This is a genomic window from Pedobacter jaeyakensis (assembly GCF_054461315.1).
Genome location: NZ_CM136921.1, coordinates 2797124 through 2810879, shown reverse-complemented (window position 1 = coordinate 2810879; position 13756 = coordinate 2797124). Strand labels below are relative to the sequence as shown.

The 13756-nt window shown below is 40.7% G+C and carries 14 protein-coding genes and 1 riboswitch; of the genes, 10 read left to right on the top strand and 4 right to left on the bottom strand.

The window, feature by feature from the left end:
* Window positions 1–28: 28 nt before the first annotated feature.
* Window positions 29–2347 (bottom strand): 5-methyltetrahydropteroyltriglutamate--homocysteine S-methyltransferase, encoded by a 2319-nt coding sequence (gene metE, locus ACXZ1K_RS12580; RefSeq protein WP_458970013.1) that lies wholly within the window; start codon window positions 2345–2347, stop codon window positions 29–31.
* Between the two features lie 227 nt (window positions 2348–2574).
* Window positions 2575–2767, bottom strand: a riboswitch (cobalamin riboswitch).
* Between the two features lie 71 nt (window positions 2768–2838).
* Here metE and ACXZ1K_RS12575 point away from each other — a divergent pair.
* From ACXZ1K_RS12575 to arsB, 5 genes are all read left to right on the top strand, one after another.
* Window positions 2839–3438 (top strand): SCO family protein, encoded by a 600-nt coding sequence (locus ACXZ1K_RS12575; protein WP_458970012.1) that lies wholly within the window; start codon window positions 2839–2841, stop codon window positions 3436–3438.
* Between the two features lie 2 nt (window positions 3439–3440).
* The gene (locus ACXZ1K_RS12570) at window positions 3441–3860 is read left to right on the top strand and encodes a c-type cytochrome (protein ID WP_458970011.1); all 420 of its coding nucleotides are present in this window, start codon (window positions 3441–3443) and stop codon (window positions 3858–3860) included.
* Window positions 3861–4040: 180 nt separating this feature from the next.
* Window positions 4041–4370 (top strand): ArsR/SmtB family transcription factor, encoded by a 330-nt coding sequence (locus tag ACXZ1K_RS12565; RefSeq protein ID WP_458970010.1) that lies wholly within the window; start codon window positions 4041–4043, stop codon window positions 4368–4370.
* A 107-nt stretch (window positions 4371–4477) separates the two neighbouring features.
* Window positions 4478–4897: an arsenate reductase ArsC gene (locus tag ACXZ1K_RS12560; protein WP_458970009.1), complete on the top strand. Its 420-nt coding sequence runs from the start codon at window positions 4478–4480 to the stop codon at window positions 4895–4897.
* A 1-nt stretch (window position 4898) separates the two neighbouring features.
* On the top strand, window positions 4899–5957 hold the full coding sequence (arsB, locus tag ACXZ1K_RS12555; RefSeq protein ID WP_458970008.1) for an ACR3 family arsenite efflux transporter: 1059 nt from the start codon (window positions 4899–4901) through the stop codon (window positions 5955–5957).
* Between the two features lie 38 nt (window positions 5958–5995).
* Here arsB and ACXZ1K_RS12550 read toward each other — a convergent pair whose 3' ends face one another.
* Complete coding sequence (locus ACXZ1K_RS12550; protein WP_458970007.1) at window positions 5996–6892, bottom strand: helix-turn-helix domain-containing protein; 897 nt, start codon at window positions 6890–6892, stop codon at window positions 5996–5998.
* A 23-nt stretch (window positions 6893–6915) separates the two neighbouring features.
* Window positions 6916–7920, bottom strand: coding sequence for an aldo/keto reductase (locus ACXZ1K_RS12545; protein ID WP_458970006.1), 1005 nt, complete (start codon window positions 7918–7920; stop codon window positions 6916–6918).
* A 245-nt stretch (window positions 7921–8165) separates the two neighbouring features.
* Here ACXZ1K_RS12545 and folE point away from each other — a divergent pair, with 245 nt between their 5' ends.
* The 5 genes from folE to ACXZ1K_RS12520 are packed head-to-tail and all read left to right on the top strand — an operon-like array spanning window position 8166 to window position 12579.
* Window positions 8166–8810, top strand: a complete 645-nt coding sequence (folE, locus tag ACXZ1K_RS12540) for a GTP cyclohydrolase I FolE (RefSeq protein ID WP_458970005.1) — start codon at window positions 8166–8168, stop codon at window positions 8808–8810.
* Window positions 8810–9523 (top strand): SDR family NAD(P)-dependent oxidoreductase, encoded by a 714-nt coding sequence (locus tag ACXZ1K_RS12535; RefSeq protein WP_458970004.1) that lies wholly within the window; start codon window positions 8810–8812, stop codon window positions 9521–9523. Before folE ends, ACXZ1K_RS12535 begins: the two co-directional genes overlap by 1 nt.
* Window positions 9524–9528: 5 nt before the next feature.
* Entirely contained in the window at window positions 9529–10803 is a 1275-nt protein-coding gene (locus tag ACXZ1K_RS12530; RefSeq protein WP_458970003.1) for an NAD(P)/FAD-dependent oxidoreductase, read from the top strand.
* Window positions 10787–11884, top strand: a complete 1098-nt coding sequence (locus tag ACXZ1K_RS12525) for an oxygenase MpaB family protein (protein ID WP_458970002.1) — start codon at window positions 10787–10789, stop codon at window positions 11882–11884. Before ACXZ1K_RS12530 ends, ACXZ1K_RS12525 begins: the two co-directional genes overlap by 17 nt.
* An 11-nt stretch (window positions 11885–11895) precedes the next feature.
* The gene (locus ACXZ1K_RS12520) at window positions 11896–12579 is read left to right on the top strand and encodes a MarR family winged helix-turn-helix transcriptional regulator (RefSeq protein WP_458970001.1); all 684 of its coding nucleotides are present in this window, start codon (window positions 11896–11898) and stop codon (window positions 12577–12579) included.
* Window positions 12580–12599: 20 nt separating this feature from the next.
* Here ACXZ1K_RS12520 and ACXZ1K_RS12515 read toward each other — a convergent pair whose 3' ends face one another.
* Window positions 12600–13598 (bottom strand): DUF3500 domain-containing protein, encoded by a 999-nt coding sequence (locus tag ACXZ1K_RS12515; protein WP_458970000.1) that lies wholly within the window; start codon window positions 13596–13598, stop codon window positions 12600–12602.
* Between the last annotated feature and the right edge of the window lie 158 nt (window positions 13599–13756).

The following is a 13756-nucleotide window of genomic DNA, read 5'->3' as shown; positions in this document are numbered from 1 at the left end:
GGCGGGACTGGTACCCGCCCTTAATTTTCTACAAAGTTACGGGTTCTTCTACAGATTTCCGCAGAACTTTTGCAGCAGCAACCATTTCCGTTAGTGCCTTCCTGGTTTCGTCCCAATGGCGGGTCTTCAAACCACAGTCGGGATTTACCCAAAGCTGATCCGCCGGAATTACATTTCTGGCCTTATCAAGCAGCTTAACCATCTCTCCCAGAGTAGGTACACGAGGCGAATGTATATCATAAACCCCCGGACCAATCTCATTCGGATAATTGAAATCTGCAAAAGCATCCAGCAAATCCATTTGTGATCTTGAGCATTCAATTGTAATCACATCTGCATCCATATCTGCGATATTTTGGATAATATCATTAAATTCTGAATAGCACATATGCGTATGGATCTGCGTATCATCTCTTACTCCGCTTGCCGAAATCCTAAATGCTTTCACCGCCCACAATAGGTAGGCCTGCCATTCCGCTTTCCGGAGGGGCAAGCCTTCCCTTATTGCCGGCTCATCAATCTGGATTATTTTAATCCCTGCCTCCTCCAGATCTGATACCTCATCCCTTATCGCCAAAGCAATCTGTGTACAGGTCTCAGAACGGGGCTGATCGTTCCTCACAAAGGACCACTGCAATATGGTAACCGGACCCGTGAGCATGCCTTTCACCCACTTCCTGGTTAACGACTGTGCGTAGGAAGACCACCTTACGGTCATCGGTGCAGGACGATAAACGTCACCGTAAATAATCGGCGGCTTCACACACCTGGAACCATAACTCTGGACCCATCCATTACTGGTAAAAGTGAATCCGGCTAACTGCTCACCAAAGTATTCAACCATGTCGTTGCGCTCGAACTCACCATGCACCAAAACATCAATACCACTCTCTTCCTGAAACCTGATTGTTTCCTCGGTTTCTCTTTCAATTAGTGCGTCATATTCCGCTAACGTTAACTCTCCTTTTTTCAATTTCAAACGCCAGCTCCGCACTTCGGCGGTTTGCGGGAAAGACCCAATAGTTGTGGTGGGGAACAAGGGCAATTGCAAAGCTCCACGCTGGGCCAGCTTACGCAAATCGAAATTACTTAACCGCTTATCGGCATCATCCGGAAGGCTGCCTACCCGGTCCTTTACTTCAGGTTTATGGATTAATTCAGATTTTATACGATTTTCATTGCATCTGATGTTTTCCTCCAGATAACTTGCTTCAACTAGTTCATCGCTAAATAGTTTATTGATATTAACTACTTCAAGTAGCTTCTGTTTAGCAAAAGCCAACCATTCCTTAATTTCCAATGTTAAAATAGTATCATTACTTTCTAAATCTAAGTCGCATGGCGAGTGTATTAAGGAGCAAGATGGACTAATAATCAAACGATTATCATTCATTACAGAAAGAGATTCTTTAATAATGGAAATGGAAGACCTAAAATCGTTTTTCCAAATGTTCCTTCCATCTACTACACCCAAGCTCAGTAACATTTTTTTAGATAGCTTCTTCAAAACTAAAGGCAATTGCCCCGGCCTTCTAACCAGATCAATATGTAGTCCGCTCACTGGCAAAGACAAAGTCAAATCCAGGTTATCCCCTAATTCACCAAAATAAGTAGCTAACAAGATTTTAGTGTTTGGGAAGTTCTTTCGTATCTCATGGTAAACAAAACTGTAGGCGGCCTTGTCTTTTTCTGCTAAGTCCATCGTTAAAAATGGCTCATCAAATTGTACCCATTCAACATGTTGTTCTACCAGTTTATTTAATATTTCCATGTATACCGGCAACAAATTTTTAATCAAGTCCATCCGGTCAAAACCGTCCTCCTTTTCCTTTCCCAACAACAGGTAAGTAACAGGACCAATCAACACCGGCTTTGTGGTAATGCCTAGTCGCTTTGCCTCTTGATATTCATCCAATACCTTGGTAGAAAATAGTTTAAACTGCTGGTTTTTTACAAATTCGGGTACCAGGTAATGATAGTTGGTATCGAACCATTTGGTCATCTCCATTGCAGTAATGTCCAATCCGTCCTTTTGATAACCCCTGGCCATAGCAAAATAAAGATCTAGCTCGGTATTGTTTTGTTCAGTAATCACCTGATGGAACCGTGCGGGAATGGCACCTACTGTTAAAGATAAGTCGAGCACCTGATCATAAAACGAAAAGTCGTTAGATGGGATCAGGTCAATACCCGTTTGCTTTTGCAGCTCCCAGTTCTGTTTTCTAATGTCGCGTCCCACCTGTATCAGGTTTTGGATGCTTGTCTTGCCCGACCAATAGCTCTCGCAGGCTTTTTTGAGTTCTCTGTTGCTACCAATACGCGGGTAGCCTAGATTGTTTGTTAGCATTGTTTTTAGCAATTAATTGAAAAAATCAGTTAAAAGCTCTACTGCTTAAATCACAATGCAATAAACGAATCGAAAAAGAAGAAAAAAGATGTAAAGGTAGGGCAGCCGTAATCCTGAATTAAGTTTAGGATTCCGTTTGAGCAGGTCGGATCAGCATATCCAAGATACTTAAACTATTGCACAAAAAACCTTACATCAGTATAACCACTGCTTCAAATCGCGAAAGCATTGTCAATTCGGTAAAGGCAGGTCTCCTGACTTGTAACATTTTTACCATCCTTCCCATTCCCTTATAAAGAAACAGTGGACATTATTGGTAAAAACCTTGTTGTGTTACTTACAGTTGCGCGACAGTTCGTGATTTACACACGATTCCCTATTAATCTACAGCTAAGTAAAACCTATTCCGGTTGATGAAGAAATAAAGTAAAGAACTTATTGCAGCAAACTTATACAAAAGCAATTACCTTTGCAACATTAAACGTAAGCACATGAAACTAACTACAACCTATTTCGCGGCATTGATACTGGCCTTTACGTTGCTCATTTCATCATGTAAGGAGAGTAAGCCCCTTCCCTTTTATGGCAACGAACCAATAGCAAACTTTACTTTCCTAAATCAAGATAGCGTAAGTATTAACAACGATACCTTCAAAGGTAAGATCTATATAGCAGATTTCTTTTTTACTTCATGTACCAGCATCTGCCCAATCATGCACCGCAATTTGAAAGCTATATACGAAGATTATAAAGAGAATCCATATGTGATGTTCTTATCACATACTATTGATTTTAAGTACGATACCCCTTCAAAACTGAAAAAGTATGCGCAAAAGCTGGGTGTAGACGGACCAAAATGGCAGTTCGCCTACGGAAGCAAAGAAAGCATCTACAGCATCGCTGAAAAAAGCTATCTTACAGCGGTAATAGCAGACAGTTCAGTAAAAGAGAACTACGTACATCAAGGCTACCTATTGTTAATCGATAAAAACAGACGCATGCGTGGCGCATATGATGGCACCAAAGATGAACAAGTAACAATGCTCAAAAAAGATTTAGCAACGCTAGTTGCAGAAGAGGCTCACAAATAAACATGCGCAAATACCTTATTTTATTCGCTTTTACCATAGTCATCGCTGCAACAGCATTATCTTGTCAGGATGCGGGTCGCCTACAATATGATATGTACTACACCAACGGCAGGGATTTGTACATACAGCACTGCCAAAACTGTCATGGTGCCAAAGGCGAAGGATTGGCCGCATTAGCACCTCCTTTAACTGATACTGTTTATCTAAAAACCAACAAATCTAAAATAGCTTGCTTTATTAAAAATGGACTTTCAGATACAATCACAGTAAATGGAATGCAGTACGATGGCAAGATGCCGGCAGAAAACTTTGCAAATATTGATATCGCCCAGCTCACGGTTTATATAACCAATACATTCGGCAATAAACAAGGCAATTATTCCCAGGAGCAGGTTGCAACAGACTTAGCGAATTGTAAATAAAAAAACGTTGTCATTCGGATAGCGGGCATTGACACTAAATTAATAAGTACAAGCAATGCAGTCTATCTTAGATCTTTCTCGTGTAATCCAGTTCATTACTCAAAACTAATAGAATTTAACTTCTTCTGTTGGAAAACTTGCAATTTCAAAACAATTATCGTAATATTGCGATATATAGTTATGGGACTTACTAAATCTGAAATATTTACCGACGAGCAAAATCAGCTTTCTACTTTGCTAAAGGCTATTGCACATCCGGCACGTATCGCCATACTACAGAGGATCATCTTGTCCAACACCTGCATCTGTGGGGATCTGGTAGGTGAACTGGGTTTGGCACAAGCCACCATATCGCAACATTTGAAAGAGCTCAAATCAGCTGGCATTATACAAGGCACTATCGAAGGGGTAAGTATTTGCTACTGCATAAACCCTAAAACCTGGAAAGTATTAGAAACTCAAGTAGGCACACTTTTAACCTCTTACAAAGGCGAAACTACTTGCTGCTGACCTTTTTTTCACCACATCCATCGCAATATTGCAATATTACAGAAATTAACAATTATGAAGTCTTATATTTTAATCCTGATGGAAACTGCTTCTAAATATTTAAGCATATGAAAAAAATACTCGTTTTATGTACCGGCAATAGTTGCCGCAGTCAAATTGCAGAAGGTTATTTAAGACATTTTGCTGGTAGCGAAGCCGAAATCTACAGTGCAGGGATTGAAACGCACGGCGTAAATCCTAAAGCCATCGAAATCATGAAACGTGATGGTATTGACATTTCCAGCCATACCTCAAATAATGTCAATGAATACAGCGGGATCGACTTCGATTTCGTGATAACAGTTTGCGACAATGCAAAGGAAAGCTGTCCCTACTTCCCAACAAATGCCATTAAGCTTCACTACAATTTTCCTGATCCAGCAAAGGCTACAGGAACTGATGAAAAAGTTATGGAGCAATTTAGAGAGGTTAGAGAACTGATCAGAAAGTATACGCAGAACTTTGTAAACGAAAACCTGAAAAACTAATATGTCGGCAAACCATTGTGCCCCGGCAAGCGAACGCAGAAATCTCAGCTTTTTAGACCGCTATCTTACGTTATGGATATTCCTGGGGATGGCCCTTGGTGTCAGCGTCGGCTACTTTAATCCCTCTTCGGCAGGCTTTATCAACTCGTTTTCATGTGGCACTACCAATGTGCCGCTTGCTATTGGTCTGATACTAATGATGTATCCGCCCTTGGCTAAAGTCAAGTATGAAAAAATGGGCGAAGTATTTCGCAATACTAAAGTACTGGGCACCTCACTATTTCTAAACTGGGTTATCGGACCAATACTGATGTTCGTATTGGCAATTACCTTTCTGCACAATTACCCCGAATACATGACTGGACTCATCTTAATTGGACTTGCCCGTTGTATTGCCATGGTTGTAGTATGGAATGAATTGGCCGAAGGAAACAGGGAATACGCTGCGGGCTTAATAGCCCTCAACAGCATCTTCCAGGTATTGCTTTACAGCGTGTATGCGTACCTGTTTATTACGGTGCTTCCACCCCTGTTTGGTATTGGTGGAATATCGGTAAACATTACCATTATTGAAATTGCTAAAAGTGTTGGTTTGTACCTGGGTGTTCCTTTTGCCGCAGGTGTAATCAGTCGGTATTCATTATTAAAGCTCAAAGGTGAAAATTGGTTCCAGCACTCGTTTATTCCATTTATTTCACCCATTACCTTGATGGCATTGCTGTTCACAATCGTGGTGATGTTTAGTCTTAAGGGAGAGCTGATTGTGCAAATACCTTTTGATGTTATCCGCATTGCAATTCCATTGATTATTTATTTTGCCATCATGTTTTTGCTGAGCTTTTTTGCCGGTAAAAAAATGGGTGCAGATTATTCTCAGAGCACAGCAATAGCTTTTACGGCCGCCGGTAACAATTTTGAACTGGCAATTGCAGTAGCAATTGGTGTGTTCGGAATCAATTCCGGGCAGGCATTCGTAGGTGTTATTGGACCTTTAGTAGAAGTCCCAGCCCTAATTGCATTGGTAAATCTTGCATTCTGGTTCAGGAAGAGGTATTATTGAGCTAGCCTTATTGTTAAGCATCAACTCTTTATACCTAGTCAATTAAATGATCTCCTAAACTCCAGTGGAGAAAAATTCGTCTTGTTCTTAAATAGCGTACTGAAAGATTGCGGATGCTCAAATCCCAGCGCATAGGCAATCTCAGCGATTGATAGACTGGTGGTAGACAATTTTTCTTTTGCCTTTTCAATTAGTTTCTCATGAATATGTTGCTGTGTATTCTGCCCGGTATAAACCCGCAATAGATCGCTCAAATAGTTTGGCGACAGGTTCATCGCAGATGCAATATGCTGTACAGTTAAAAGACCGTGCTCTGCAACATTTTCTGGGCTAAAATAATCTGCCATAAAACGCTCAAACTTTACCAATAAATCAGAATTGTTATTTTTTCGCGTAATGAACTGCCGCTCATAAAACCGACTACAGTAATTCAGCAGCAGCTCAATTTGTGATAGTATAATTTTTTGGGTATGCTTATCAATGTGCTCGCATTCCTTATCAATCTTATTCATTATGGTAATCAAATCTTCTTCTTCCTGTGCGGAAAGGTGCAGTGCTTCATTTACGGCATAGGAGAAAAACCCATAGTTACCAATGTTTGCTGCTAATGGATGCTTCAACAGAAAGTCTGGATGAAAGATCAAAAGGTAGCCAGAACCACATTCCATGTTATTCAGGTCTAAGTACTGCACTTGGTTTGGGGCCGTAAAACTCAACACGCCTTTATCATAATCATAGTGCTGCTGACCGTATTTAATCTTTCCTTTAGCTTCTCTTTTTAGGGCAACACAATAAAATCTGTTCACAAAACCGTTCCAAACTTCATATTCCAGGAAAACACTTTCGGCTAAGTTGATCACGCTCACCAGCGGATGTCTTGGTTCTGGCAACGACAATAGCCTATGGAACTGCGAAACGGATGTAATGGCGTTCATATTACTAAGCTAACGAAAATTAATTAGTCAATCAGACCCATACTAAACTCATCATAAGGGTTACCTGTATCAGTACCTAATGGAACAATATTTTCCAATTTTTCAAGATCCTTCCCACTCAAAACAATATCCACAGCTCCAAGATTCTGCTCCAGGTATTTCCTGCGCTTCGTTCCCGGAATTGGTAAAATTCCCTTCGCCATAATCCAGGCCAGCGCCAATTGCGATGAGGTAACATTCTTCTCCTCTGCCAGGGCTTCTATAGCCTTAACCAATTCTATATTTTTATAAAAGTGCTGCTCTTGAAAACGCGGTATCGCCCTGCGAAAATCATGCTCCGGCAAGTCTTCAATACTCCTGATCTGTCCCGACAAAAAGCCCCTACCTAGTGGCGAGTAAGCCACAAAGCCAATACCCAATTCAGTTAACGTATCTAACACACCACGTTCTTCTACTGTCCGCTCAAACAGAGAATACTCACTCTGCACCGCTGTAATGGGATGTACCGCATTTGCTCTTCTTACAGTTTCAGATGAGACTTCTGATAAACCAATGAAGCCAACTTTTCCTTCTTTCACCAATTCTGCCATCGCTCCTACTGTTTCTTCAATCGGAGTAGATTTATCTAAACGATGCATATAATACAGGTCGATATAATCTGTATTCAAGTTCTTGAGTGAACGTTCTACCGATTTTTTTACATATTCCTTTTTGCCATTAATCGCCCAGGTTACACTGTCGTTGTCATCTATTTCCCAGCCAAATTTGGTAGCCAGGATATATTCATCTCGGCTTCCTGCTATTGCTTTTGCAATTAACCGCTCGTTTGTAAACGGCCCATAAAGATCTGCAGTATCCAAAAACTTGCCGCCTAGCTCCAGCGACCGATGTATAGTAGCCACCGCCTCCTTCTCGTCTGCCGGCCCGTACATGTGGGCATCACCAAACCCAGTCATACCCATACAACCCAATCCAATCTTAGGAACCACTAAACCCGCGCTTCCTAATGCTATTTTCTCTATTTCCATACTTTTTATCTATTGTTTTAGCTCAATTTCTGATGGTTCTGCAACCTTTTTTGATAGTTCAAAGCTAACGACGTATCAACTCCACATTATAAGCAAACCCCTGAAGCTTGTATGCAAATCACTGTCGCATACTCTTAATTCTATATTTAATAATAATTAGTACAATTTTATATTATATCAACTAATACAATACAATATTGTACTACATTTGCTTTACTCTAGTTTATTCAAAGAAAAATAATTTTATGATAGACAACCATTTATCCGAACCAAATTTCCAAAGCACCCTACTTGATACCACGTTACGTACTGATGCATTTGCATTGAATGATGAGACAAAAATTGAACTGATTGCCAGGCACTTCAGCGGAATTATGGAGGTTCTGGGCTTGGATCTGGAAGATGATAGTTTAAAGGATACGCCAAGAAGGGTAGCCAAAATGTATGTTAAGGAAATATTTAGCGGTTTAAACCCGGCAAACAAACCGGAACCAACGCTATTTAAAAATCATTATCAGTACAACCAGATGCTGGTAGAGAGGAATATAGCCGTATTTAGCAATTGTGAGCATCATTTTGTTCCGATAGTAGGGAAAGCACATGTTGCATATATTAGTAATGGCCAGGTTATCGGTCTTTCAAAATTGAACAGAATAGTTCAATATTGTTCTCAAAGACCGCAAGTTCAGGAAAGACTAACAATACAAATTGCCAACATGCTTAAAGAAGCCTTAGGTACTGAAGATGTGGCAGTCATTATTGATGCGCACCACCATTGTGTTTCCAGTCGTGGAATAAGGGATGCCGGCAGCAGCACCTTAACGGCAGAATATAGCGGCCAATTTTTAAATGCAGATACCAAAAACGAATTCCTTAAACACATCGGATAATGAATTTCGAAGGTAAAAACATATTGTTAGTGGGTGGCACTTCCGGCATTGGCCTCTCTCTCGTTAAGTCGCTTCATTTGCAAAACGCAAACTTGTACGTAATTTGTAGGACCAGGTCTGATGAATGGCCAGCAAACATCAACTATTTGCAGGTTGACGTGACCGGAAACTTAGATGCGGTTAACCCATTCTTGCCCGATCAACTACATGGCTTGGTTTACGCTGTAGGCAGCATAACGTTAAAACCATTCAATAGATTAACCGAAGAGGACTTTCTCGCTGATTTCCAACTAAATTTTTTGGGGGCAGCGCGAATTGTGCAAGAGTCATTAAAATCTTTAAAAAACGCACAAGGATCTTCCATTGTCTTGATCAGCTCTGTCGCTGCCAGAACAGGAATGTCTTTTCATGCGAGTATTGCAGCTGCGAAAGGGGCGCTGGAAGCAATGGCCCTAACACTTGCCGCAGAGTTGGCATTTCAGCAAATCCGCGTAAATGTGGTAGCACCTTCTTTAACTGATACTCCATTAGCATTAAAACTACTTAATTCTCCAGAAAAGCAGGAAGTATCTGCAAAACGCCATCCGCTTGGAAGGTACGGACAGCCGGAGGACATAGCAAACATGATTACCTTCTTATTGGCTGAGGAAAGTAGCTGGATGACTGGACAGGTCATCGGTATCGACGGTGGATTGGGTAAATTAAAAACATAACACCCATGCTGACGAAAAAAAAAGATGCAGAAGTAATCATTATCGGTGCTGGCTTGGCTGGTTTAACTGCAGCAAAAATCCTGAAAAACGCCGGTAAAAAAGTATTACTTATTGAGGCTAGTGATTGCATTGGTGGCCGCTTAAAAACCGATCTTGTTGATGGCTTTTTACTAGACCGAGGCTTTCAGGTATTTTTGACTGCTTATCCTGAAGCAAGACAACTACTGGATTATCAAGCGCTTGATTTGTGTAGTTTTAAACCAGGCGCATTAATCCTACAAGAGAACGGCACTACTAAAATTGGCGATCCCCTTAGGGATCCTGGTTCGCTGCTGGGTACTCTACTTTCATCGGCAGGGAGCCTGCTGGACAAATTGCGGATGCTAGGGCTGAAATTAAAACTGCACAGCAAAAGTGTTGAGGATATTTTCTTATCAAAAGAAGTGACAACCCTATCTTATCTGAAAAATGCAGGCTTTAGCGAGAAAATGATAAGCCAGTTTTTCAAACCTTTTATGGCCGGTATTTTCCTTGAAAAAGAACTTAGCACTTCAAGCAGGATGTTTGAGTTTGTATTTAAAATGTTTAGCAAGGGTGATGCTGCCGTACCAGCTAAAGGAATGGGAATGATACCGCTCCAGTTGGCTGAATGCCTCTCCCCTAAACAAATTGTTTTCAATCAAAGGGTTTCAAAAATTGAAGGCAACAATGTTACAACTGAGTATGGTGCCACATTTGTTGGAGATTTTATTCTTATTGCAACTGATCAGCTTGGTTCGCCTAGCCCGCACCATAGTCCGCCTGGCGATTACCATTCGGTAACCAATATGTATTTTACAGCTAAAACAAATCCTTTTGAGGAAGCATTAATTGCACTTAATGCAGTTCCCGGTAACCTGGTAAACAACATGGCCGTAATGAATCAGGTATCTGATGCCTATTCTCCTAATAAGGATGCGCTGATCTCGTTATCTCTAATTGGTGATCATAGCCATAAAAATGATATCGATTTACGAGAATTGGTGATTGATGAGCTTAAATATTGGTTTTCTGAGGCCGTTAACTGGACACACCTTAAAACCTATCATATTGCGTATGCTTTGCCAGATGATGATTGGGTAAACAACGAACCAAATGAAAAAGCCATCCGCCTAAATGCAAACTGTTTTGTATGTGGTGATCACCTGATGAATGGCTCGATAAATGCAGCGATGAAAAGCGGTAGACTTGCCGCAGAAGCTATTATTAGTACAATGAGAGAAAATGATGACAGAGGCTAGCATATACACAGATGAGTTTTTAGATGCAAAGAGACAACGTGGCGACGGACCTGCGGATGACTTTATTGCGCAAGTTTTTGCCGACCCCGATAGCAAGATGCAACTGCTGCAATGGATGTCAGGACAAACATCTACTCAACATTTAACGCTATTCAAGAAATCTTTTTCAGCTTATGCTTTTATTCAACTATCAACAACATTACCCGAATGGGCAGAACCTAAGTTGATGAAAGCTGGTGCAGCCTTTTTTGCAAGGAATGCTGAAATGATCATGAGCTTGCTGGGTTTACTATCTCTACCCTACTGTTACACTGCTGCAAATGGAGCCATGGTTTTGTATTTATCTGAGCTGATCAGGAAGCAAACCACTAAACGCCTATATGATACTGCGGTATTTGTTTGGGAGGTATTGGCACCTGATGCCTTTGCCGATCAGGGAAATGCTTACGAAGAAATCTTAAAAGTGCGCATCATGCACGCCGCAGTTAGGTATTATACAATAAGTAGTGGAAAATGGGATGATTCCTGGGGACTTCCTATTAACCAGGAAGATATGGCTGGCACTAACCTTTCCTTCTCGCTTATCGTTATACGTGGACTGAGGCTATTAGGTTTTAGCGTCAGTCAGCAAGACCAATTGGCATTTATGCATATATGGGCTGTTATCGGTCATCTCACAGGATTGGATTATGATTTAATTCCGAAAAACACCATCATGGCCCAGCAATTAGACCTGAACATTAAAAAGCGTCAATTCTGTGTTTCGGTACATGGCAGGGAACTTACAAAATCACTTTCAGAGCATATCCTGAAAGTAAATCAGAGTAAGGCAACAGCAGATGACATATTGGGTTTAATGCGTTACCTATTAGGGAAAGAGATAGCGGACATGCTGGATATAAAGGCAATCGAGCTGCCAGCTTATAAAATTTCTCTCCTCAGAACAATAAATACATTAAAAAGCCTTATGCGAAATAAAGATGAGCTGCGCAGTTACCGTTTAGGATATTCCAAATTCAAGAAGCAAAGCGCTATGCACATCGAAGAAATTAACCCTAAAATGCAGACGCTAAAATCCTAAAAATAATGCCCATGAAATCATACGACTTAATTCATCAGTTGATCACACTTGTGGAACAAATGGAGCACGAAAATCCGACTCAAGTCATTTCTATACAAGATTTTACTGGTTTTTTATTAAGTAAAGTCGGTGGCGATACCGGCAGCAATGCAAATAAAGAAATTCGATTTGGGCAAAACGATAAAGATGCGCTCGACATCGCTTACCAGCTGGATAACAACATTGGCCGCTTGTTTGTCTTTATGAGCCGGTATGCGAAACATTACATCAAAAAAGCACTGGAAGGAACACCTTTGCAAGCACCCGAAGACTTTACCGCTCTCGCAATTTTGCTTACGCATACCCACTTGTCGAAAGGCGAACTCATTAACCATAATCTTCAGGAAAAAACTTCTGGTACTGAGGTTATTAGACGACTTATTTCTTCTAGACTAATCAGACAATGGGACGATATAAAGGACAAAAGAAGCAAGCACATTGCAATTACCGATGAGGGACGGGAGTTGCTTTTTAAAGTGTTTAAAGACATGAACCACGTCGGCAAAATGATAACGGGAGAACTAACAGTTGCCGAAAAATTTACCCTGCAATTCCTGCTACAGAAACTAGAAACCTTCCACCTGAATCATTATCAAAAAAAAACAATCTCGACAAAAGCAGATCTTATCGGATTCACCGAAAATAACTTGATGTAATCGCAACAGAGGGAGTTTCCTCAGAATCTAAAACTACCCCCATAATCCTTAAGATGATCTCTGTAAACCGTATGGTAATGAATCCCTTGAGGATAAACTGCTCCTTGCTGGCAAATAAATTCTATCCATACCTGCGGACCATCAATCCGAACATAGTCGCCTTTATTTTTCAGGGTCGGGCTCCCGAAATAAGCAATGTAAGTATCGTCTAGTTGCTTCGCATAACCACTTAAAATTGATTTTGCTGTTTCATTATCTGCAATGTGAACCCAATTTTCTAAGGCCGCGATGATCAAAGCTTTCTGCTTTTTATTTAAAGTTGATGCTTTAACTCCATATTTTTTAGCTGGGAACTGCCCATCTTTACCCGGCCCTAAAAAAACGTCATCAAAACCTTCGGCTAACTTTGCCTGCATCTGTTGATCTGATGTTAAAGAAGTCAACATATCAACCATAGCATCATGATTATTTTTTAACGTTGTATTTTCTGGTGGTTCCAAACCCATAAAATTAGGCGAAGCGCCAATTACTTTTCCAGCTTCAAACGTTAGATTGATGGCCAAATGGTGTCCACCAAATTGCAGCTGCCATTTACCCGTGGCGCTGGGTTTACCTAAAAAAGCGATAATGTAATTACCTGACGAATAGCCATCCTTGCTTTTACCTAGCGCTGCATCAGCTTGCATAATGCCTTCGTATTGCGTATAGCCAGTTGTGGGCATAGTGCCTAGTGCAGCCTTTGCGACTGCTTTAGCCAAACTCAATTGCGCTTGATTTAAGGAGCCAAATAATACTCCAACCCTACAAGATAACCCACATGGCAAATTGGTCCATTTTACGGCATTGGCCTGGGTGTACTCTACAATAACTGCTGCTTGCTGTTCCTTGCTTAACGCGTTAATGAAAGCGTTAGTTGCTTTAAGTATCTCCTCAATATTAGATTTTGATTTATTTTGGGCAGCCGCTGTTGAGGTATATAATAAAATTATAACAGACAGTTTTACAAGCGTTTTAAACATATTGGACACCGGTATATATAAGGTTTAATACTAATATAGTAAATATGGCCAGATTTCAAGTGCTGAGCAATAATATGCCTGCTATTTGTGGAGGCAAGTGTTTGAAAGTACCGATGTAATCATTACTTTGGATCTACTGCAATTACGTTTACCAGCAA

Bases quoted from the DNA above. Each gene is read 5' to 3' on its own strand.
- metE (WP_458970013.1), bottom strand. From the start codon at position 2,347: ATGCTAACAAACAATCTAGGCTACCCGCGTATTGGTAGCAACAGAGAA.
- ACXZ1K_RS12575 (WP_458970012.1), top strand. From the start codon at position 2,839: ATGAAACTAACTACAACCTATTTCGCGGCATTGATACTGGCCTTTACG.
- ACXZ1K_RS12570 (WP_458970011.1), top strand. From the start codon at position 3,441: ATGCGCAAATACCTTATTTTATTCGCTTTTACCATAGTCATCGCTGCA.
- ACXZ1K_RS12565 (WP_458970010.1), top strand. From the start codon at position 4,041: ATGGGACTTACTAAATCTGAAATATTTACCGACGAGCAAAATCAGCTT.
- ACXZ1K_RS12560 (WP_458970009.1), top strand. From the start codon at position 4,478: ATGAAAAAAATACTCGTTTTATGTACCGGCAATAGTTGCCGCAGTCAA.
- arsB (WP_458970008.1), top strand. From the start codon at position 4,899: ATGTCGGCAAACCATTGTGCCCCGGCAAGCGAACGCAGAAATCTCAGC.
- ACXZ1K_RS12550 (WP_458970007.1), bottom strand. From the start codon at position 6,892: ATGAACGCCATTACATCCGTTTCGCAGTTCCATAGGCTATTGTCGTTG.
- ACXZ1K_RS12545 (WP_458970006.1), bottom strand. From the start codon at position 7,920: ATGGAAATAGAGAAAATAGCATTAGGAAGCGCGGGTTTAGTGGTTCCT.
- folE (WP_458970005.1), top strand. From the start codon at position 8,166: ATGATAGACAACCATTTATCCGAACCAAATTTCCAAAGCACCCTACTT.
- ACXZ1K_RS12535 (WP_458970004.1), top strand. From the start codon at position 8,810: ATGAATTTCGAAGGTAAAAACATATTGTTAGTGGGTGGCACTTCCGGC.
- ACXZ1K_RS12530 (WP_458970003.1), top strand. From the start codon at position 9,529: ATGCTGACGAAAAAAAAAGATGCAGAAGTAATCATTATCGGTGCTGGC.
- ACXZ1K_RS12525 (WP_458970002.1), top strand. From the start codon at position 10,787: ATGATGACAGAGGCTAGCATATACACAGATGAGTTTTTAGATGCAAAG.
- ACXZ1K_RS12520 (WP_458970001.1), top strand. From the start codon at position 11,896: ATGAAATCATACGACTTAATTCATCAGTTGATCACACTTGTGGAACAA.
- ACXZ1K_RS12515 (WP_458970000.1), bottom strand. From the start codon at position 13,598: ATGTTTAAAACGCTTGTAAAACTGTCTGTTATAATTTTATTATATACC.